Origin of the sequence: Microbacterium sorbitolivorans, assembly GCF_003327285.1 — a bacterium.
Taxonomy (GTDB): Bacteria; Actinomycetota; Actinomycetes; order Actinomycetales; family Microbacteriaceae; genus Microbacterium; species Microbacterium sorbitolivorans.
Genome location: NZ_KZ848473.1, coordinates 1,171,406 through 1,193,029, shown reverse-complemented (window position 1 = coordinate 1,193,029; position 21,624 = coordinate 1,171,406). Strand labels below are relative to the sequence as shown.

Here is a 21,624-nt window from a genome sequence, read left to right as displayed (position 1 = left end):
TACGGTTCAGAGGCCGAACGACGCCTGGCGCTGCCCGGCTGGCTCCACTTCTACAACCACCACCGACACCACTCTGCGATTGGCGGCGCACCCTTCGACCGACTCAACAACGTCCCTGGACATCACAGTTAGAGGCGGGCGCGGTAGGCGGCCCTGGCCGGGGTCGTGCCCGGGGCGAGCTCGGCCAGGATCTTCGGCGACCAGGCGGGGCGGGATCCCGTGAGCGAGAAGGCGGCCTGGGTGGCGGCGCCGAGGGCGACGTACTCGCCCGGATCCGGGATCACGACCGGCAGGCCGAAGACCTCGCCGGCGATCTGCTGCACGGCGGGGCTCTGCGCCGCGCCGCCCGTTAGGAGCACGCGCTTCGCGTCGACGCCGAGGTCGCGCATCGCGTCGAGGCCCTCGGCGAGCGAGCAGAGCACGCCCTCGATGGCGGCGCGCGCGAGGTTCTCGCGGGTCGTCGACGCGAGCGTCATGCCGAAGAGTGTCGCGGTCGCGTCGGGGCGGTTCGGGGTGCGCTCGCCCTCGAACCAGGGCTGGAGGACGAGGCCCGCGGAGCCGGGCTCGGCCTCCAGCGCGAGGCGCGAGAGTTCGGCGTGGTCGACGCCCAGGAGGGCGGCGACCTGGTCGAGCACGCGGGCCGCGTTGAGGGTCGTGACGATGGGGAGGTAGCCGCCCGCGGCGTCGGCGAAGCCCGCGACCGTGCCGCTCGTGTCGCGCACCGGCTCGGTCGCGATCGCGAAGACGGTGCCGCTCGTGCCGATCGAGACTCCGATGTCGCCGGTGACGGATCCCATGCCGAGGGCCGCGCCCGCGTTGTCGCCCGCGCCGGGGGCGACGCGGCGACCGCCGCCGTCGACGGTATGCTCGGCGGGGCCGAGGACGCGCGGCAGGACGATGTCGGAGGCGTCGCGGCGCAGTGCGATCGAGAGGAGCTCGCGGTCGTACTCGTCGCGCGACGAGTCGAAGTAGCCGGTGCCGGAGGCGTCCGATCGGTCGGTGATGAGCTCGTCGAGCACGGGGCCGAGCTCGCTCTCGTCCGCGGGGCCGTAGCCGCGCAGGCGCCAGGTCAGCCAGTCGTGGGGGAGCGCCACCGCGGCCACGCGGGCGGCGTTCTCCGGTTCGGCGTCGGCGAGCCAGCGGAGCTTCGTGATGGTGAACGACGCGACCGGGACGAGCCCGGTGCGCTCGGCGAAGGCGGCGGCGCCGACCTCGCTCGTGAGGGCCGCGGCGGCCCCCGCGGAACGGGTGTCGTTCCACAGGAGCGCGTCGCGGATGACCCGGCCGTCGGCATCGAGCGCCACAAGGCCGTGCTGCTGGCCCGCGATCGACCACGCGTCGACATCGTCGATGCCGCCCGCGTTCTCGATCGCCTCGCCGAGAGCGCGCCACCAGTGCGCGGGGTCGACCTCGGATCCGTCGGGATGCGAGGCGCGACCCGAGCGCACGATCGCGCCCGTCTCGCCGTCGAGAATGAGGACCTTACAGCTCTGCGTCGAAGAGTCGACGCCGGCGACCAGAGTCATCGTGTTGTGTTCCTTCGTACCGAATTAACCGCGGGCGCCGAGCAGGTGCTCGGTGGCGAGCTGCTGTAGCTTGACGAAGCCGAAGCCCTTCGCGCCGAAGTAGGCGTTCGCGTCGAAGTCTTCGTACGCCGAGCGGTCGGCGAGGAAGTCGTCGTAGCTCTCGCCCGGGTTCAGCGTGGGCTGGCTCAGCTCGTCGACCTTGGCGGCCGACAGGGCCTCCTGCACCTCGGGGTCGGCGCGGAACGCGTCCGAACGCTCCTTGAGGAGGAGGTAGTTGCGCATGTTCGCCGAGACCGAGTCCCAGATGCCGTTTTCGTCCTCGGTGCGGCTCGGCTTGTAGTCGAAGTGGCGCGGGCCGTCGTAGGCCGGGCCGCCCTGCGGGGCGCCGTGCTCGAGCAGGTCGACGAGCGAGAACGCGTTGTACAGGTCGCCGTGACCGAAGACGAGGTCCTGGTCGTACTTGATGCCGCGCTGGCCGTTGAGGTCGATGTGGAAGAGCTTGCCGTGGTAGAGCGCCTGGGCGATACCGGCGGTGAAGTTCAGACCCGCCATCTGCTCGTGGCCGACCTCGGGGTTCACGCCGAACAGCTCGGGGCGCTCGAGCGAGTCGGCGAACGCGATGGCGTGGCCGAGGGTCGGGAGGAGGATGTCACCGCGGGGCTCGTTGGGCTTCGGCTCGATCGCGAAGCGGATGTCGTAGCCCTTGTCGGTGACGTAGTCGGCGAGGAGGTTGACGGCCTCGCGGTAGCGCTCGAGTGCCGCCTGCACGTCCTTCGCCGAGTCGTACTCGGCGCCCTCGCGGCCGCCCCACATGACGAAGGTCTTGGCGCCGAGCTCGGCACCGAGGTCGAGCTGGCGGAACACCTTGCGCAGCGCGTAACGGCGCACCTGGCGGTCGTTGGAGGTGAAGCCGCCGTCCTTGAAGACGGGGGCGCTGAAGAGGTTGGTGGTGACCATCGGCACGATGATGCCGGTGTCTGCCATCGCGCCCTTGAGGCGGTCGATCTGCTTCTGGCGCTCGGCGTCGGTCGAGCCGAAGGCGAAGAGGTCGTCGTCGTGGAAGGTCAGGCCGTAGGCGCCGAGCTCCGCGAGCTTCTCGACGGCGTGAACGACGTCGAGGGCCGGGCGGGTCGGGCCGCCGAAGGGGTCGGTGCCGTTGTAGCCGATGGTCCAGAGGCCGAACGAGAAGCGGTCAGCCTTGGTGGGGGTGAGGGACATGGATGTCCTGCCTTTCAGCATCATTGGTGAATTGTTGTTGGTGTGAACGTATCACGAACGAGGGGGAGTGGCAACGGGTTACGCGCGCACGATCTCGAACTCGGAAACGCGCGCGGCGCCCGAGAGCACGAGCCGCAGCTCGGTGGGCCCGGCGACCTCCGCCGCGATCGGCGCGGTGACGCGGATCCAGCCGTACCGGCCTGTCTCGGGCACCTCGACATCGCCCGTCACTCGGATCCATTCCCCGCCCGAGCGCGCCTCGGCGCGGATGGTCGCCGGCGCCTCGGACGGCAGCGCGCGCCGGGCGACCTCGATGTTCAGCGCGCTCGCGCCCGCGAGATCGACGCGGTCGTAGCGCGCCCATCCCTCGGCCCGCGAGGCCTCGACCTCGATGCTCTGGCCGCTCTCGCGCGTGCGGTCCGACGTGACGACGCCGCCCCGCGAGTGGAAGGCCGAGGCGTCGACGAGCGACGATTCGCGGGCGCCCGGATCCTCGCCCGTCACCTCGAGCGCCGCGCGGACGGCCGGCTCGGACGCGGAGCGGCCGGCGCGCAGCTCATAGGATCCGGGCTGGATCCGGAACGCGTGATCGGCCGCGTCCCACACCGCGAGCACGCCCTCGTCGAGGTCGACCTCGACGGTGCGGCGCTCGCCGGGGGCGAGCTCGGCGCGCACCCAGCCCGCGAGGCGGGTGTGCGGGGCGGGGACGGGGAGCGACGGCGCCGCCGCGTATACGGCGACGAGCTCGTCGACCGGGCGATCGCCCGTGTTGGCGAGCGTCACGCGCGCGACCAGCCGCCCGCCGAAGCCCGCGGGGCGGGCGGCCGTGTGCGCTGCCGTGGGCGCGGGTGCCTCGATCGACGCCTCCGAGAGCTCGATCAACTCGTAGGAGACGGGGGAATAGGCGAGGCCGTGGCCGAGCCCATACGCGGGGCGAGCCGCGGCGTAGCGGTAGGTCATCGCCGAGCCGACGACGTCGTAGTCGAACAGGTCGCCCGCGTCGGCCGCCGAGGCCCACCAGGTCTGCGGCAGCCGGCCAACCGGCTCGCGGTCGCCGCTCAGCACGTCGACGAGCCCGTGGCCGAGCTCCTGCCCGCCGTGGCTCAGCCAGACGGCGGCGTTCGCGTCGGCGACGAGCTCGCCGATCTCGTAGGGGTAGCTCGACACGATCGCGAGGATCGCGTCGTCGGCGGCCTCGGCCGCGACGTGCCAGAGCTCGCGGGATCCGGCGGCGACGCGCATGTCGGGGCGATCCTCGGTCTCGCGGCCGGCGACGTGCGGGTCGTTTCCGAGCGCGACGATGGCGACATCGGCGCCCTCGCAGGCCGCGCCGACGGCCGCGAGGCCGTCGCTCACGAGCTCGAGGTCGAAGATCTCGGCGGTCTTTTCAGTCCCGTCGGCGACGAGCGCGAGCGTGTCGCGCTGCACGCGCAGCCAGCCCTTGGATCCGAGGTGCTGGATCCGCACGCCGCCGTCGACCTCCTGCAGGCGGAAGGTCTCCTGCGCGACCCACTCGCCGATGCGGGCGGACGAGGCGCTGAGGAATCGGCCCGCGCCCGTGAGGAGCAGGCCGCTCTCGACCGAGCGCAGCGAGGCGGTGTCGTTGCCCCAGTCTTCGAGGTCGAAGTGGGTCGCGGGAGTCGCCGCTTCGGCGAACGCCGACACGGCGGATCCGTCGCCCGCGACCTCGAGGAACCGGCCGTGCGTGCGCGAGCGGAGCGCGATGCGGTCGGCGCCGGAGGCGACCCGCACCTCGGCGTTCGGGTAGCGCTCGCGCACCGCGTCCGAGACGAGGCTCTTGTAGGGCGGCGTGCCGGAGTACCAATCGTGCACGAGGTGCTCGGCGAAGGGGCCGACGACGGCGATCGTGCGGGGCTCGGCGAGGGGGAGCGCGCCGTCGTTCTCGAGCAGGACGACCGAGCGCGCGACGGCCTCGCGGGCGAGCGCGCGGTGGGCGGGGATGTCGATCTGGTCGGCGCCGATCCCGTACGGATCCTCATTCGTCAGCTCGCCCGTGCGGGCGCGCAGGAACAGCAGGTTTCGCACGGCGCGGTCGATGTCGGCGATGTCGATGTCGCCCGCCTCGAGGGCAGCGCTCACCCGCTCGACCGTTGGCGCGAACGCCTCGCTGTTGTCGGTGAACGAGTCGAGGCCGGCCTTGAGGGCCACGGCGTGCGAGGCCTCGTGCGATTCGAAGTAGCGCTGCTCGTCGACGAGGAACGACGGCGCCTGGGCGTCGGAGACGTAGGCGATGCCCTCCGGTGCGTGCTCGCGGAGCAACCGGAGGAGTTCGCCCGAGACGTGCGTCGGGCGGCCATTGATGAGGTTGTACGACGGCATCACCGCGCCGACGCAGCCCGCCGCGACGGGGTGCGTAAAGGCGGGGAGCTCGTACTCGTGGAGGGCCTGCGGCGGCATGTGCGAGCTCGTCGTCGCGCGGTCGGTCTCGTTGCCGTAGGCGAGGAAGTGCTTGAGCGTCGGGACGGTCTTCCACACCGTCGGGTGGTCGCCGCGGAGGCCGCGGGCGTAACCGATCGCGAGGGCGGCCGTGAGGTCCGGGTCCTCGGAGTAGCCCTCCTCGCCGCGCCCCCAGAGCGGGTGTCGCAGCGTGTTCACGACGGGCGCCCAGACGTTGAGGCTCAGCGCCGGATCCTGCGCGTGCTTCGCGCGCACCTCGGTCGCGACGGCGTCGCCGACCTCTTTGAGGAACTCCGGATCCCAGGTCGCGGCGAGCCCGACGGGTTGCGGGAAGACGGTCGCGGTGCCGACCCAGCTGAGCCCGTGCAGGGCCTCGGTGCCGGTGTGGAAGGCGGAGAGCCCCAGGCGCTCGATAGCCGGCTGGTGCTGGTGGAGGAGGGCGATCTTCTCGTCGGTGCTCAGCTGTGAGAGCAGGTCTGAGACGGCGGCGTGCAGAGACATGGTGGGTTCCTCGCGGACGTTGGGAGGGCAAATGCGAATCGCTTCGACGCGATTTTGAACAAAGTATTGCGGATGTTCGCAACAAAAGCTACCGTAATGCGAAGCGCTTCGACAATGAGCCTGTCGGGGCGCAGGTTGGGCACCAGCCCGCCTCCTCGGAGAGCAAAGGAGACCTCCATGAGCACACTCGGAACTAGGCGCACGGCAGTGCGTCGAACACTGGCGATCGTCGGCGCGGTCAGCGCCGCCGCCCTCGTCATGAGCGGCTGCGGTTCGGCCGACGACAATGGCACGACTGTCGCATCGAGCGACGGCGCCATCGACGACGCGTCGCTGCCCGCGTACGTTCCGATTGACGCCATCGAACCCGACTTCCCCGGCGTCGACGGTTCGCCGTCGGGGTACCTCACGGTGCCGGATGAGCTGGTTCAGGGCTTCGACACCCCTCCCGGAAGCGGCGGCACCTACACGGCCATGACGCCCCTGTGGGGCACGATCCCGCCGACGAGCGGCAACTCGTACTTCGACGCCGTGAACGAGGCGATGGGCACGACCATCAACTTCCAGATCAGCGACGGCAATACCTACGGCGACAAGCTCGCCGCGGTGCTCGCCTCGCCGAAGGACATGCCCGACTGGATCTCGATCCCGTCGTGGAACGTGCCGCCCCGCTTCGGCACCGGCGTCGACAAGCTCTTCGAAGATCTCACGCCCTACCTCGGCGGCGACGCGATCAAGGACTACCCGTACCTCGCCAACATCCCGACCGACGCGTGGCGCGCCTGCTCGTGGAACGGCAAGCTCTACGGCATCCCGCAGCCGGGCGAGGGCAACCTCGGCAACTGGTACTTCTACCGCGACGACCTGCTCCCCGACGCCGAGCTCCCGACTAACGCCGACGAGATGCTGCAGTTCCTGAAAGACAACACGAAGGACGGCCACTACGGGTCGGAGGACCCGTGGACGGTCGCGCAGATCATGTTCGGCGTTCCGGACAAGTGGACGGTCGGCGACGACGGCCAGCTCATCAATAAGTTCGAGACCGACGAGTACCGCGAGGCCCTCGAGTGGACGGCCGAGCTCTTCGCCTCCGGCGCCGTGCACCCCGACGCCGTCGCGGGCGAGACCGCGAGCGCGAAGCAGCGCTTCGAGAGCGGCCAGGACGTCGTGATGGGTGACGGCGTCGGCTACTACAGCGAGGCGCTGACCCGCATGCGCGCGACCGACCCCGACTTCAGCATCTCGCTTATGCCGGTGTTCGCCGCCGACGGCGGCACACCCGTGCTCTACAAGACGCCCGCGGCCGGCATCTGCTCGTACATCAAGAAGACGGGCGACGAGGATCAGACGAAGGAGATCCTCACGGCGGCAAACTTCATGGCGGCCCCCTACGGCACGGCCGAGAACCGCCTCATCACCTACGGCGTCGAGGGCGAGCACTACGAGCTCGACGACAACGGCGTGCCCGTCGCGACTGCCCTCGCGCAGAACGAGATCCAGGCAAGCTACATCTTCCTCGTCTCGCCGCCCGCCGCGATCGCGAAGACCGAGCTTCCCGACTACGTCGAGAAGTACACCACCTGGATGGCCGACAACGTCGAGTACCTGACCGAGCCGCCGTTCTTCGGCCAGAACATCACCGAGCCGAGCCAGTACGCCGCCCTCGGGCAGCCGTTTGAGGATCTCGCCTCGGACATCATCCGCGGGCGCAAGTCGATCGACGCGCTCGACGCGGCGATCGAGACCTGGCGCACGTCGGGCGGCGAGGAACTGCGCGCGTTCTACCAGGACATCCTCGATGGCCAGGAGCAGGGCTAAATAGCGATGACCGCAGCCGCGACTCACACGCTGTCACCTTCCGGCCCGGCTCAGCCGGGCCGGAAGGCCGCGGCCGGATCCGCACCGGCCACCGGCCGGAAGCAGAGCTTCGGCCACCGCCTCCGCCGAGACGGGGCCCTCCTCCTCATGGTGCTGCCGGGCGTGGCCCTCCTCATCGTCTTCGCGTACGTGCCGATGCTCGGCAACGTCATCGCGTGGCTCGACTACTCGCCGTACGTCGGCATCATCGACAGCGTCTGGATCGGGTGGGATAACTTCGCCCGCGTGTTCCAGAACGCCACCTTCTGGCACGCCGTCACCAACACGCTCGCGATCACGGCGTTCCAGCTCGTGTTCTACTTCCCGATCCCGATCGTCCTCGCGCTGCTGCTCAACAGCGTCTCGACGCCGTGGGTGCGCTCGACGATCCAGTCGATCGTCTACCTGCCCCACTTCTTCTCGTGGGTTCTCGTGGTGACGATCTTCCAGCAGATCTTCGGCGGCGCGGGCCTGCTACACCGCGTTCTCGCGAACGCCGGTTTCGACGGCTTCGACCTGATGACGAACCCCGATACCTTCCTGGTGCTCATCACCTCGCAGGCCGTCTGGAAGGACGCCGGCTGGGGCATCATCATCTTCCTCGCGGCGCTCGGCACGGTAAACCCCGAGCAATACGAGGCCGCCGCGATGGACGGCGCGGGCAAGTGGGGCCGCATCTGGCACGTCACGCTCCCCGCCATCCGCCCGACCATCATCCTGCTGCTGATCCTGCGCCTGGGCGACGCCCTCACGGTCGGCTTCGAGCAGCTGATCCTCCAGCGCGACGCCGTGGGCGCGGGGGCCGCCGAGGTCCTCGACACCTACGTCTACTACCAGGGCGTCATCAACGGCGACTGGGCCTTCGCGGCCGCCGCCGGCCTCGTCAAGGGCGTCGTCTCGCTCCTGCTCGTGCTCGGCGCCAACCAGCTCGCCCACCTGTTCGGAGAAGACGGGGTCTACCGCAAATCATGAGTACTCGCACCCTCACCGAAAACCTCACGGTGCCGCGCCGCCGCCGCTCGCTGGGCAACCGCCCCGCCTGGGAGGGCCCGCCGACCGTGCTCGGCCAGACCGGCAAGTCGGTCGCGCTGATCCTCGTCGTCCTCGCGGTGCTCTTCCCGCTCTACACCGTCGTGCTCACGTCGATCTCGTCGAACGCGACCGTGACGGCGGCGGGCGGCATGGTCGTCGTCCCCGGCGAGATCACCTTCTCGGCCTACAAGCAGATCCTGTCGGGCGGCATCGTCACCCGGTCGGTCGTCGTCAGCGTCATCATCACGGGCGTCGGCACGCTGCTCTCGACCGTCGTGTCGATCCTCGCGGCCTACGGCCTCTCTCGACCGAACTCGCTGTTCCACCGCACAATCCTGTTCACGTTCCTCATCACGATGTTCTTCGGCGCGGGCATGATCCCCATGTACCTCCTCGTGAGCGGCCTGGGCCTCATCGACAGCCTCTGGGCGCTGATCCTGCCGGGCGCCGTCTCGGCGTTCAACGTGCTGATCCTGCGCTCGTTCTTCATGGGCATCAACCCCTCGATCACCGAGGCCGCGCGCATCGACGGCGCGGGCGATTGGCGGATCCTGTGGAAGATCGTGCTGCCGATGTCGGGCGCCGTCATCGCGGTCGTCGCGCTGTTCTACGGCGTCGGCTACTTCAACTCCTTCTTCAACGCGATGCTGTACATCAACGACAACGCGAAGTGGCCTCTCCAGCTCGTGCTGCGCTCCTACGTTCTGCAGGGCGTCACCCTGCCGGGCAGCGGCGCGGGCCAGGTCAGCGTCGACACCGGTGCCGTGACGGGCCTCCCCGTCAAGATGGCGATCATGGTGCTCGCGCTCGTGCCGATCCTCCTCGTCTACCCGTTCGTCCAGCGTCACTTCACCAAAGGCGTCATCTTCGGCGCCATCAAGGGCTAAACACAATGAAATTCACCGACGGCTACTGGCAGATGCGACCCGGCGTCAGCATCCTGCAGCCGAAAGACATCGACGGCTTCGAGCGCGACGGCGACGACCTCGTCGTCCACGCCCCGACGTCGCCGATCACCTCTCGCGGTGCGACCCTCAACCGCTCGTCGCTCACGATCAGGCTCTCGAGCCCCATCGAGAACGTCATCGGGGTCAGCATCGCGCACCACCTCGGATCCGCCGATCAGGGGCCGGTCTTCGAGCTCGCGGACGAGAACCCGAGCGTCCGCATCGAGACCCCCGGATCCGGGGACGCGGTCTTCGCCTCCGGGGCGCTCGAGGCGCGCATCGGCGCCGAGGGGCCATGGCGGCTCGACTTCGTCGCGGACGGCCGGGTCATCACGAGCTCGGACGCGCGCAGCGTCGGCGCGATACAGACCCCCGAGGGGGCGTACGTGCGCGAGCAGCTCGCCATGGGCGTCGGTGAAACGATTTATGGTCTGGGCGAGCGCTTTGGCACCTTCGCGAAGAACGGTCAGAGCGTCGACATCTGGAACGAGGACGGCGGAACGGCCTCCGAGCAGGCCTATAAGAACGTGCCGTTCTACCTATCCGACGCCGGCTACGGCCTCTTCGTCGACCACCCGGGCGCCGTCTCGTTCGAGATCGGATCCGAGGCCGTGTCGCGGGCGCAGTTCAGCGTGCCCGGACAAGAGCTGACGTACTACGTCGTCTACGGCGCGACGCCGAAGGACATCCTCGAGCGGTACACGGCCCTGACCGGCCGCCCCGCCGAGGTACCCGCCTGGACCTACGGCCTGTGGCTCTCGACGTCGTTCACGACGAACTACGACGAGGCGACCGTCATGAGCTTCATCGACGGCATGGCCGAGCGCGAGATCCCGCTCTCGGTGTTCCACTTCGACTGCTTCTGGATGCGCGCCTTCCACTGGTCGGACTTCGTGTGGGATCCGGCGATGTTCCCGGACCCGCAGGGCATGCTTGCCCGTATCAAGGCGAAGGGCCTGCGCGTCAGCGCCTGGATCAACCCGTACATCGCCCAGCGCAGCCACCTCTTCGAGGAGGGCCGGAAGCTCGGCTACCTCGTGCGCCGCGCCGACGGATCCGTCTGGCAGTGGGACATGTGGCAGGCGGGCATGGCGCTCGTCGACTTCACGAACCCCGACGCCGTGCGGTGGTTCCAGGACAAGCTCCGCGCGCTGTTGGGCGACGGCGTCGACGCGTTCAAGACCGACTTCGGCGAGCGCGTGCCGACCGACGTCGTCTGGCACGACGGATCCGACCCGAAGCGCATGCACAACTACTACACGCAGCTCTATAACAAGGCCGTGTTCGAGCTGCTCGAGAGCGAGCGGGGCGAGGGCGAGGCGGTCCTGTTCGCGCGCTCGGCGACGGCCGGAGGGCAGCATTTCCCGGTGCACTGGGGCGGCGATTGCGAGTCGACGTTCGTGTCGATGGCCGAGTCGCTGCGCGGCGGCCTGTCGCTCGGCATGAGCGGCTTCGGGTATTGGTCGCACGACATCGGCGGCTTCGAGGGCACGCCGGATCCGGCGGTGTTCAAGCGCTGGGTCGCGTTCGGCCTGCTGTCGTCGCACTCGCGCCTGCACGGATCCGACTCGTATCGCGTACCGTGGGCGTTCGACGACGAGGCCGTCGACGTGACGCGCCAGTTCACGCGCCTCAAGATGTCGCTCATGCCGTACCTCGCGCGGGCCGCGCGGGAGGCGACGCTGCGAGGCACCCCGATCATGCGCGCCATGGCGCTGGAGTTCCCGGGCGACCGCGCGGTCTCGGGCCTCGGCACGCAGTACATGCTGGGCGAGTCGATCCTCGTCGCGCCGGTGTTCTCGGCCGAGGGCGACGTTGACGTGTACCTGCCGGAGGGGCAGTGGACGCAGCTACTGACGGGGGAGACGGTGACGGGCGGATCCTGGCGCCGCGAGAAGCACGGCTTCGATTCGCTCCCGATTTACGTGCGCGAGGGATCCGTGGTGCCGTTCGGCGCCGAGACCGGCGGGCCCGAGTACGCGTGGGCCGATGGGGTGACGGTGAAGCTCTACGCGCTGCCGGACGGATACGATCAGACCATCGAGGTGCCGGGTGGAACCGGCGCGGCGACGGAATTCCGGGTTCGACGCCAGGGGTCCGAGATTTCCGTCACGGCCGGTGCCGGCGCCGGAAGCTGGAACGTTGACACCGGTGGAACCGCTCACACGCACAGCGGGCCGGGAACTCTGACCGTCGCACTCGCCGACGGTGGGAGTAGCAGTGGTTCGGATTGATGACGTCGCCAAGCGCGCGGGAGTGTCGATCAGCACGGTGTCGTATGCCCTGAGCGGCAAGCGGCCCGTGTCGGAGCGGACGCGGGAGAAGATCCATCTCGCCGCCCGCGAGCTCGGGTATCTGCCGAACGCGGGCGCCCGGATGCTCGCGGGGCGGCGGACCCACATCTTCGCCCTCACCGAGCCGTTCCGGTCGGACACGCACGCGCCCTCGCACATGGCGTTCGTGCTCGCCGCCTCGATCGCGGCGCGAAGGCACGGGTACGACATCCTGCTCTTGACCGACGAAGACTCGACGCAGGGCATGCGGCGGGTCGAGGCGAGCGGCCTCGTCGACGGGATCATCGTGCTCGACGTCTCGCCGAACGACGAGCGCGCGGAGCTTGCGCGATCGAGCCACACGCCCACGGTCTTCGTGGGCGTGCCGGACAACACCGACGGGCTCATGTGCGTCGACCTCGACTTCGCGGGGGCGACCGCCTCCGCCGTCGACCGCCTCGCCGAGGCCGGGCATCGCAAGATCGCGATGCTCGGCCACCCGGCTGGAAACTACGAGACGACAAACTACGCGCCGCGCGCCCGCCAGGGCTTCCGCGATCGCGCCCGCGAGCTCGGCCTCGAGGCGTATTTCCGGCCACTGTCGGAGGCGCAGTTTGCGGCCGAGGACGCGTACCGGCTCACGCTCGAGTTTCTCGACAACGGTGTGACGGGCATCGTGCTCAACACGGAGGAGCGCAGCCACAAGGCCGTGCTCGACGCGATCACGGCCCGCGGGCTCGACGTGCCGCGCGACGTGTCGCTCGTCTCGGTCGGCTCGATCTTCGACACGTCGGGCTTTCACCGCGCGATCGACTCGATCCCGCTCGTTCCCGAGCACAGCTGCGAGCTCGCGCTGCAGGAGCTCGTCGACGCAGTCGAGAAGCAGCACGTCGAGCCCGGCGTGCGCCTCGTGACCCCCGAATACCGTTCCTACGGCTCGGTCGGCCCCCACGCCTGACCGGCCCCCACCATCGCACATCATCACGGAGGATGCATGTCCGAGCGCACGCTCGAATACGACCGCGCGGCACGATCCTGGCTCGAGGCCCTGCCCCTCGGCAACGGCCGCATCGGCGTCATGGACTGGGGATCCTTTCCCGCCCGGCTCGGCCTCAACGAGGAGAGCGTCTGGTCGGGTAACCCCGGCTCGGAGGAGGCCCAGCGCCGCGTCGGCGGCGCCGAGGCCCGCGAGCTCTACGCCGACGCCCAGCGCGCGGCGCTCGAGGGGCGTGCCGCGGACGCCGAGCGCGAGCTACGGGCCGCGCAGAGCGGCCACTCGCAGGCGTACCTGCCGGTCGGTAGCCTCGTGATCGACGGCGGCGCGGACGAGACCGCGCGTCGTTCCCTCGCGCTCGCCGACGCGCGCCACACGGCGGCGGGTCGCGAGCTTCGCGCCACGACCTTCGTCTCGGCTCCCCACGACGTCGTCGTGTACCGGCTCGAGGGCGGTGCGGATCCGGCCATCGCGCTCGAGACGCCGCTGCGCCTCGCGCGGCACGAGCCCACCGAGACCGGCGAGCGGTGGATCCTCGAGGCGCCCCTCGACGTGCCGCCGGCGCACGAGCCGCAGCTGCCCGACGCGGTCTGGGCCGAGAACGCCGAGGACACCGTGCGGGTCGTCGTCGAGGCGTGCGTGCGACGGGGCGGCGGCGCGACGATCGTCGTCGTCGCGATCGAGACCACCTATGCGGGCCTCGGCGAGGACCGCCTCCTCAGCCTCGACGACGCGATCGCGCGCGCCGGGCGGAAGATCGCGGCGGCCCTCGAGGCCGGCTACGACGAGCTCGAGCGCGCGCACGTGGGCGCCCACCGCGAGCTTTTCGACCGCGTGGCGATCGACGGATCCGTGCCTGCCGGCACGATCTCCGGCCGCCTCGACGCGGCCCGCGCGAGCGGCGAGACCGCCGCGGCGGATCCGGACCTCGTGCCCCTGCTCTTCGACTACGGCCGCTACCTGCTGATCTCGGCGTCCCGGGCGCCGGGCCGCCTGCCCGCGAACCTGCAGGGCGTCTGGAACGACAACCCGCGGCCGCCGTGGAGCGCCGCGTTCACGACGAACATCAACGTCGAGATGAACTACTGGGCGGCCGAGACGGCGAACCTCGCCGAGCTCGCGGATCCGCTCTTCGGCCTCATCGGCGCCATGTCGCGCTCGGGGGAGAAGGTGGCGGCGTCGCTCGGCGCCCGAGGCTGGGCCGCGCACCACAACTCCGACGCGTGGGGCTTCACGTCGTCGGTCGGCGAGGGCGGCGGCGACCCAAAGTGGTCGTTCTGGCCGTTCGCGGGCGGCTGGCTGCTGCAGCACGTCGCCGAGCACCGCGCCTTCGGATCCGACGACGAGGTCGTCTCGCCCGCCGTCGTGCGGGGCGCGGTCGAGTTCCTGCTCGACTGGCTCGTCGAGACCCCGACGGGCCTCGGCACGGCGCCGTCGACGTCGCCCGAGAACACCTACCTCGACGCCGACGGCGCCGAGCGCTCGGTCGGGCTCACGAGCACGATGGACCTGGCGATTGCGCGCGAGCTGCTGACGGAGGTCGCCGCGGGAGGCGACGAGCTCGCCGCACGCGCACGCGACGCGCTGTCGCGGCTGCCGGAGCTCGACGAGCGCGTCACCGACGACGGCGTCCTGGAATGGGACGCCGCGCACGCCGAGGCCGACGTGCACCACCGGCACCTCAGCCACCTGTACGCCCTGCACCCCGGATCCGCCGCGAGCCCCGCGTTCGAGCGCGCCGCCGCCGTGAGCCTCGACCGCCGCGGCGCCGACTCGACCGGCTGGTCGCTCGCGTGGAAGATGTCGCTGTGGGCGCGCCTTCGCCGCAGCGACCGCCTCGACGAGCTGATCCAGCTCTTCTTCCGCGACGCCCGCGGCAACGACGGGCAGTTCGCGGGCGGACTTTACCCGAACCTCTTCGCGGCGCACCCGCCGTTCCAGATCGACGCGAACTACGGCTACGTGGCCGGCATCGCCGAGTCGCTCCTGCAGAGCCACCGCGGCGAGATCGAGCTGTTGCCGGCGGTGCCATCGACCCTTCCCACCGGATCCGTGCGTGGCCTCGTCGCGCGCCCCGGCGTCGTCGTCGACATCTCGTGGGAGAACGGCGGCCTCGTCGAGGCGCGGCTCATCTCGCGCGAGGGCCGCGCCGGAGCCGTGCGGGTGCGGTGGGGATCCGCGATCGCCACCGTCGACGTGCGCGAAGACGGCGCCACGACCATCACGCCACACGATCTCACTGAGGAGACCGCATGACCTTCGTGCCCGACCGCCTGCTGTTCGGCGGCGACTACAACCCCGAGCAGTGGACCGAGGAGGTCTGGCGCGAGGACATCGAGCTGATGACGCGGGCGCGGGTTAACACCGTCACCCTCGGCGTCTTCTCATGGGCGCGGCTCGAGCCGCGCGAGGGCGAGTACGACACCTCGTGGCTCGACCGCGTGATCGAGATGCTGACGGTCGCGGGCATCGGCTTCTTCCTCGCCACACCCACCGCGTCGCCGCCGCCGTGGTTCACGCTCGCGCACCCCGACGCCCTGCCCGTGACGCCCCACGGCGTGCGCCTCACGCACGGCTCGCGCGACACCTACGCGATCAGCGCGCCCGCGTACCGCGAGGCCGCGCGCCGCGTCGCCCGCATGCTCGCCGAGCGCTACGGATCCCACCCCGGGCTTCGCGGCTGGCACGTGCACAATGAGTACGGCACGCTCGACTACGGCCCCCACGCCGCCGCCGCGTTCCGCCGCTGGCTCGAGGCGCGCTACGGCACCCTCGAGGCGCTGAACGCGGCGTGGACGACGGGCTTCTGGTCGCAGGGCTACGGCGCGTGGGACGAGATCTTCCCGCCCGTCGCGACGCAGTACGTGCACAACCCTGCCCAGCTCATCGACTTCCGGCGCTTCTCGTCCGACGAGATGCTCGCCTGCTTCTCGGAGCAGCGCGACGAGATCCGGGCCGCCGGATCCGCCGCGCCCGTCACGACGAACTTCATGCTGCCGACGTGGAATCACCTCGAGCAGTGGGCCTGGTCGCGCGAGATGGACGTCGTTTCGGTCGACCACTACCTCGACACCCCGGGGCCCGACGGCGAGGCGCACGTCGCCTACGGATCCGACCTCGTGCGCGGCTGGGGCGGCGGCCCGTGGGTGCTCATGGAGCAGAACGCCACCGGCATCATCACGGGCGACCGCACCTACGCCAAGCCCGCCAGCCGCATGATCCGCAACTCGCTCGGGTACATCGCGCGCGGCTCGCAGAGCTCGCTGTTCTTCCAGTGGCGCGCCTCGCTCGGCGGATCCGAGCAGTGGCACGGCGCGCTCGTGCCGCACGCCGGCGGATCCAGCGCGGGCTACGAGGCCGTCTGCGAGCTCGGCGGCATGCTCGAGAAGATCTCGGAGGTGACGGATCCGCCCGCGGACGGCCGCCTCGGCGACGCCCGCGTCGGCATCGTCTGGCACGCCGACGCGTGGTGGGCGATGGAGACCCCGCACCTGCCGAACGACGCGCTCACCTATCGCGACGAGGTGCGCGCCGCGCACCGATCGTTCTGGCGGGCGGGCATCGCGACCGACTTCCTGGCGCCCGGGGCAGACGCCTCGGCGTACGACCTGCTCGTCGTGCCGTGCCTCTACGCGGCCGCGCCCGAGACAGCCGAGTGGTTGCGCGGCTTCGCCGAGGGCGGCGGCACGGTCCTCGTGAGTTACCTCAGCGGCGTCGCCGATGCGCACCTCCGGATCCTGCCCGGCGGCTACCCGGGTACCTTCCGCGAGCTGCTCGGGGTGTCCGCCGACGAGGTGCGCGTGCTCGCGCCGGGGGAAGCCGTGTCGCTCGGCGAGCGCGGGGGCGGTGTTGAGATTCGCGCCACCGAGTGGACCGAGCACCTGATCCTCGACGGCGCCGAGACGGTGCTCTCCTACGCCGATGGCCCGTCGGCGGGTGGGCCCGCGGTCACGCGGCGCGCGGTGGGATCCGGATCCGCCTGGTACGTCTCGACCGTTCTCGAGCAGGCCTCGCGCGACGCACTCTACGCGCGGATCGCGGGCGAGCTCGGCATCGGCGAGGCCGTGCCGGGGGCGGCCGCGCTCGGGCTCGAGGCGGTGCGCCGCCGCGGCGCCGAGGCCGACTACCTCTTCCTCCTGAACCACTCGTCGTCGGCCGCGTCTGTGGCAGGCGACGGCGTCGACCTCCTCTCGGGCGGGCCCGCAGAGGGGCTCGAGGTCGCGGCCGGCGGGGTGGCGGTCATCCGCACGCCCCGTGGCGGTTCCGCCGCCGTTCGACCTACAATGTAAGCGCTTCCGGAAAATACTTCCGAACCGGATCACTGGAGACCCGTTATGACCGACTACCGCAACGTTCCCCTCGACTTCCCGCGCGAATTCCTCATCGGATCCGCGACCGCCTCGTATCAGGTCGAGGGCGCCGCCCACGAAGACGGCCGCACGCCGTCCATCTGGGACACCTACTCGCACACGCCGGGCCGCGTCTGGAACGGCGACACCGGCGACGTCGCCTGCGACCACTATCACCGCCTCGAGGAGGACCTCGACCTGATGGCGAGCCTCGGGCTCGAGGCCTACCGCTTCTCGATCTCGTGGTCGCGCGTGTTCCCGAACGCCGGTAACGCCCTGAACGCGAAGGGCATCGACTTCTACTCGCGCCTCGTCGACGGTCTGCGCGCCCGCGGCATCAGCCCCGTCGCGACCCTGTACCACTGGGACCTGCCGCAGGAGCTCGAGGACGCCGGCGGCTGGGCGAACCGCGACACCTCTTACCGGTTCATGGAGTACGCCGCCCGCACCGTCGAACAGCTCGGCGACCGCGTCGACACGTGGACGACCTTCAACGAGCCCTGGTGCTCGGCGTACCTCGGCTACGGATCCGGCGCGCATGCCCCGGGCCGCACGAGTGGTCGCGACGCGCTCGCGGCGGTGCACCACCTGAACCTCGCGCACGGCCTCGCGGTGCCCGAGATTCGCCGCGAGGCGACGAACGACCCCGACGTGTCGGTGACCCTGAACTTCCACGTCGCCCGCGGCGAGCGCGAGGCGGCGCAGCGCGTCGAGGCGCTCGCGAACCGCGCCTTCACGAGCCCCATGCTCCTCGGCCGCTACGACGACGACCTGCTGGAGTTCACGAAGAGCGTCACCGACTGGTCGTTCGTGCGCCCGGGCGACGTGGAGCAGATCCACCAGCCCCTCGACGTGCTCGGCGTCAACTACTACTCGACCGTCACGGTGCGGATGTGGGACGGCGCGGGCGAGAGGGTGCGCAACGACGGGCACAAGGACGTGGGTGGATCGCCGTGGCCGGGCCTCGACGGCGTCGAGTTCCTGCCGCAGGACGGCCCGTACACCGACATGGGCTGGAACATCGCGCCCGATGGGCTCGAGGATCTGCTCGTGTCGCTGAAGGAGCAGTTCCCGGAGCAGCCGCTCATGATCACCGAGAACGGCGCGGCCTTCCCTGACGTCGTGAGCGAGGATGACGAGGGGGAGCACGTGCACGACGACGAGCGCACCGACTACCTGCTCCGCCACTTCGGCGCCGCGAAGCGTGCGATGGACCGCGGCGTCGACCTGCGCGGGTACCTCGTGTGGTCGCTGCTCGACAACTTCGAGTGGGGCTACGGCTACTCCAAGCGCTTCGGTATCGTGCGCGTCAACTACGACACCGGCGAGCGCCTGCCGAAGGATAGCGCGCACTGGGTGCGCGACCAGATTGTGCGCAAAAACGGCTAATCGCCAACTTTTGATTATTCGTCGGCAAAAGTCTCCCTAGGATTGAGACGACGCCACCTACCTCGATGAAGAGAGAACCATGTCTGTGACACCGTCGATTGCCCTGCAGCTGTATTCGGTCCGAGAGGCCGCGGGGGAGAACCTCGGTTCCACCCTCGCCCGCGCCGCCGAGATCGGCTTCACCCAGATCGAGCTTTACAACCTCGTCGGCTGGCGCGCGGAGCTCGAGCGCGAGCTCGCCGCCAACGGCCTGACGGCCCCGACCGCGCACGCGCCGCTGTCGAACGCGAACGCCGAGGAGGCCTTCGAGGCCGCCGCGGCCCTCGGCGTGAAGACGCTGATCGATCCGATGATCGCGCCCGAGCGCTGGACGAGCCTCGACGACATCCGGCAGAACGCCGAGCAGCTCGCCGGCCACGCCGAGCTCGCGAAGAGCTACGGCCTCACCTTCGGCTACCACAACCACTTCTGGGAGGTGGAGAACACCTTCGGCGGCCGCACCGCGATCGAGATCCTCGCCGAGCAGCTCCCGGCCGAGATGACGCTCGAGATCGACGCCTACTGGGCCGCCGTCGGCGGCGCCGACGTTCCGGCGCTCCTTACCGCCCTCGGCGACCGCGTGCGCCAGCTGCACGTCAAGGACGCGCCGGCGGTGGACGGCGGCCTCAGCAAGGATCGCCTCGACCAGCTCCCCGCGGGCGACGGCGCGATCGCGTGGGCCCCGATCCTCGAGGCGGCCCCGCAGACCGAGCTCCTCGTCGTCGAGTTCGACGAGTACCGCGGCGACATCTTCGACGGCATCGCGCAGGGCCTGGTCGGCACCCGCGCCCTCCTGGAGGGTGCGAAGTAATGGCGCAGCAGCCCGTGGGCGTCGGCTTCGTCGGCGCCGGAATGATCTCGGACACCTACCTCGAGCACCTCGCGCAGTTTCCCGAGGTGACGGTCGTCGCGGTCGGTGACATCGACACCGACCGCGCGGCGGCGCAGGCCGAGAAGCACGGCGTGCCCGTGTCGGGGACGCCGGACGACGTGCTCGCGCACCCCGATGTCGAGCTCGTCGTGAACCTCACGATCCCGGCCGTGCACGCCCAGGTGTCGCTCGCCGCGATCGAGGCCGGCAAGCACGTGTGGAGCGAGAAGCCCATCGCGACGGCGTTCGCCGACGCGCAGCAGCTTCTCGAGGCCGCGGCGGCGAAGGGCCTTCGCGTCGGCATCGCGCCCGACACCGTGCTCGGTCAGGGCGTGCAGAGCGCGCTGCGCGCCATCCGCGCGGGCGAGATCGGTCAACCGATCGCCGCCCACACGGCGATGATGTCGCTCGGCCCCGACAAGTGGCATCCGAACCCCGAGTTCTTCTTCCAGCCCGGCGCCGGCCCCGTGCTCGACATGGGCCCGTACTACCTGACGACGCTCGTCAACGTGTTCGGATCCGTCGCCCGCGTCTCGGCCTTCGGCCTCGCGTCGGGCCCGACCCGCACGGTCGTCGCGGGACCGCGCGCGGGCGAGGAGTTCCCCGTGCTCATCCCGACGCACGTCAATGCCAACCTCGAGTTCGTCGCGGGCGGCGCCTCGTCGAGCATCTTCAGCTGGGAGTCGGCGCTCCCGCGCATGGGCGTCGTCGAGATCACCGGAACCGAGGGAACCCTCTCGATCCCGGATCCCAATATGTTCGAGGGGCCGCTGCGGGTCTACCGTCCTGACGCGGAGGACTGGGAGGACCTGCCCACCGAAGGCACCGTCGGTGGACGCGGCCTCGGCGTGCTCGACATGGTGCGCGGCATCCGCTCGGGCGAGCCGCACCGCGCCTCGGGCGAGATCGGCCTGCACGTGCTCGAGACGATGCTCGCGATCGAGGAGTCGACGCGCACGGGCCAGACGATCGATATCGCGAGCCGCATCGCTCAGCCCGCCGCGATCCCGGCCGATTGGACGCCCTACGAGGCGTAAGGCGACGGCGCCGTCGAGCCCCTCACGATGAGTTCGCTCGGCATGCGCACATGTTCCGCGGGCGCGCCGTGGTCGATCATGCGAACGAGCAGATCGACCGCGGCGTGCCCCATTTCGTTCAGAGGCTGGTGCACGGTCGTGAGCGGCGGATCCATGGCGACGGCCGCCGGAATGTCGTCGAAGCCGACGATCGAGAGATCCTCAGGCACTCGGATCCCGCGCTCGCGCGCGACGGACATCGCCGCGATCGCGGAGACGTCGTTCGCGGCAAAGATCGCCGTCGGGGGTTCGGCCGCGTCGAGGAGACCCGCCGCGGCCTGGGCGGATTCCTCGGGGGAGTAGCCACCCTCGGCGACGAGCGACTCGTCGACGGGGATCCCCGCGGCGGCGAGCGCCTCGCGGTAGCCGCCCGCGCGGAGCTGCGCCGACTCGAGGTCGTCACGGCCGCTCAGGTGCGCGATGCGGGTGTGGCCAAGCCCGAGCAGGTGCTCGGTGGCGAGCGCCCCGCCGCGGCGGTTGTCGATGTCGACGATCGCGGGCCCCGTCGTGCCCGTATGCGGGTCGACCGACACGATCGGCACGGCCGCGCCCGTGAGCGCGACGGTGGGGGTCACAACGATCGCGCCGTCGATGAGGGTACCGCCGAGACTCGAAAGCGAGCGGGTCTCCCAGCCCTCGTGCGAACCCGCTGAGACGGCGCCGGCGTAGGCGAGCACGTCGTAGGGCGTGCCCATGAGCGACTCGGAGACGCCGCGCAGGAGCTCGAGCGCGAAGGGCTCGAACGCCGCGACGAGAACGCCGATGACGTGCGTGCGCTGGCGGCGCATCGACGTCGCGACGAGCGAGCTCGCGTAGCCCAGCTCGTTCACGACCTGCATGACGCGGTCGTGGGTCGCGGCGGCGACGCCATAGCGGCCGTTGATCACCTTCGAGACGGTCGCAACCGAGACGCCGGCGGCGCGCGCGACGTCGGTGATCGTTGTGCGCCCGCGCGGCGCGCCGTCGATGATGCTCATGGTTCCTCCACGGTAGACCCGCGCCACGCAAGGGCACGAGAACCACGCGATGTAAAACGTTATCGATAACGTTTGACATCCTGTCACATCGCGTGCCAGAGTCTTACTCGCACGGCGGCAACGCGCCGCGTGCGCACCGCACTCGATGAGGAGACCT

At 70.4% G+C, this 21,624-nt stretch carries 14 protein-coding genes and 1 pseudogene; 11 read left to right on the top strand and 4 right to left on the bottom strand.

The genetic code is table 11. The features are described 5' to 3' along the window. Positions 1–132 (top strand): annotated as a pseudogene (locus tag DTO57_RS05835) (IS481 family transposase); the annotation flags it as partial. Here the strand turns inward: DTO57_RS05835 and xylB are convergent. The 3 genes from xylB to DTO57_RS05820 form a co-directional block, all read right to left on the bottom strand. After that, positions 129–1,526 carry a xylulokinase gene (xylB, locus tag DTO57_RS05830; protein WP_114117219.1) on the bottom strand — a complete coding sequence of 466 codons (1,398 nt, stop codon included), beginning with the start codon at positions 1,524–1,526 and terminating at the stop codon, positions 129–131. The pseudogene DTO57_RS05835 and the gene xylB overlap by 4 nt on opposite strands. Before the next feature lie 24 nt (positions 1,527–1,550). Then, positions 1,551–2,744, bottom strand: a complete 1,194-nt coding sequence (xylA, locus tag DTO57_RS05825) for a xylose isomerase (RefSeq protein ID WP_114117218.1) — start codon at positions 2,742–2,744, stop codon at positions 1,551–1,553. Between the two features lie 78 nt (positions 2,745–2,822). Next, positions 2,823–5,663, bottom strand: coding sequence for a glycoside hydrolase family 3 N-terminal domain-containing protein (locus tag DTO57_RS05820; RefSeq protein ID WP_162785671.1), 2,841 nt, complete (start codon positions 5,661–5,663; stop codon positions 2,823–2,825). A 177-nt stretch (positions 5,664–5,840) separates the two neighbouring features. Here DTO57_RS05820 and DTO57_RS05815 point away from each other — a divergent pair, with 177 nt between their 5' ends. From DTO57_RS05815 to DTO57_RS05770, 10 genes are all read left to right on the top strand, one after another. Further along, entirely contained in the window at positions 5,841–7,481 is a 1,641-nt protein-coding gene (locus DTO57_RS05815) for a type 2 periplasmic-binding domain-containing protein (RefSeq protein ID WP_222843223.1), read from the top strand. A 6-nt stretch (positions 7,482–7,487) separates the two neighbouring features. Further along, positions 7,488–8,492, top strand: a complete 1,005-nt coding sequence (locus DTO57_RS05810) for an ABC transporter permease (RefSeq protein WP_114117216.1) — start codon at positions 7,488–7,490, stop codon at positions 8,490–8,492. Beyond that, on the top strand, positions 8,489–9,439 hold the full coding sequence (locus DTO57_RS05805; protein WP_114117215.1) for a carbohydrate ABC transporter permease: 951 nt from the start codon (positions 8,489–8,491) through the stop codon (positions 9,437–9,439). The genes DTO57_RS05810 and DTO57_RS05805 overlap by 4 nt, the downstream gene beginning before the upstream one ends. A gap of 5 nt (positions 9,440–9,444) precedes the next feature. After that, a complete protein-coding gene (gene yicI / locus DTO57_RS05800; RefSeq protein WP_114117214.1) occupies positions 9,445–11,733 on the top strand; it encodes an alpha-xylosidase in 2,289 nt (762 codons plus the stop codon). Beyond that, entirely contained in the window at positions 11,720–12,730 is a 1,011-nt protein-coding gene (locus DTO57_RS05795) for a LacI family DNA-binding transcriptional regulator (RefSeq protein WP_114117213.1), read from the top strand. The genes yicI and DTO57_RS05795 overlap by 14 nt, the downstream gene beginning before the upstream one ends. 36 nt (positions 12,731–12,766) lie before the next feature. Beyond that, positions 12,767–15,022, top strand: a complete 2,256-nt coding sequence (locus DTO57_RS05790; RefSeq protein WP_114117212.1) for a glycosyl hydrolase family 95 catalytic domain-containing protein — start codon at positions 12,767–12,769, stop codon at positions 15,020–15,022. Further along, positions 15,019–17,055 (top strand): beta-galactosidase, encoded by a 2,037-nt coding sequence (locus tag DTO57_RS05785; protein ID WP_114117211.1) that lies wholly within the window; start codon positions 15,019–15,021, stop codon positions 17,053–17,055. Before DTO57_RS05790 ends, DTO57_RS05785 begins: the two co-directional genes overlap by 4 nt. Positions 17,056–17,100: 45 nt before the next feature. Next, a complete protein-coding gene (locus tag DTO57_RS05780) occupies positions 17,101–18,504 on the top strand; it encodes a GH1 family beta-glucosidase (RefSeq protein ID WP_114117210.1) in 1,404 nt (467 codons plus the stop codon). Between the two features lie 79 nt (positions 18,505–18,583). Next, the gene (locus DTO57_RS05775) at positions 18,584–19,354 is read left to right on the top strand and encodes a sugar phosphate isomerase/epimerase family protein (protein WP_114117209.1); all 771 of its coding nucleotides are present in this window, start codon (positions 18,584–18,586) and stop codon (positions 19,352–19,354) included. Then, entirely contained in the window at positions 19,354–20,451 is a 1,098-nt protein-coding gene (locus DTO57_RS05770) for a Gfo/Idh/MocA family protein (RefSeq protein ID WP_114117208.1), read from the top strand. The genes DTO57_RS05775 and DTO57_RS05770 overlap by 1 nt, the downstream gene beginning before the upstream one ends. Here DTO57_RS05770 and DTO57_RS05765 read toward each other — a convergent pair. Continuing rightward, on the bottom strand, positions 20,439–21,467 hold the full coding sequence (locus tag DTO57_RS05765) for a LacI family DNA-binding transcriptional regulator (protein WP_114117207.1): 1,029 nt from the start codon (positions 21,465–21,467) through the stop codon (positions 20,439–20,441). The two genes, DTO57_RS05770 and DTO57_RS05765, sit on opposite strands and share 13 nt — an antisense overlap. Positions 21,468–21,624 lie beyond the last annotated feature (157 nt).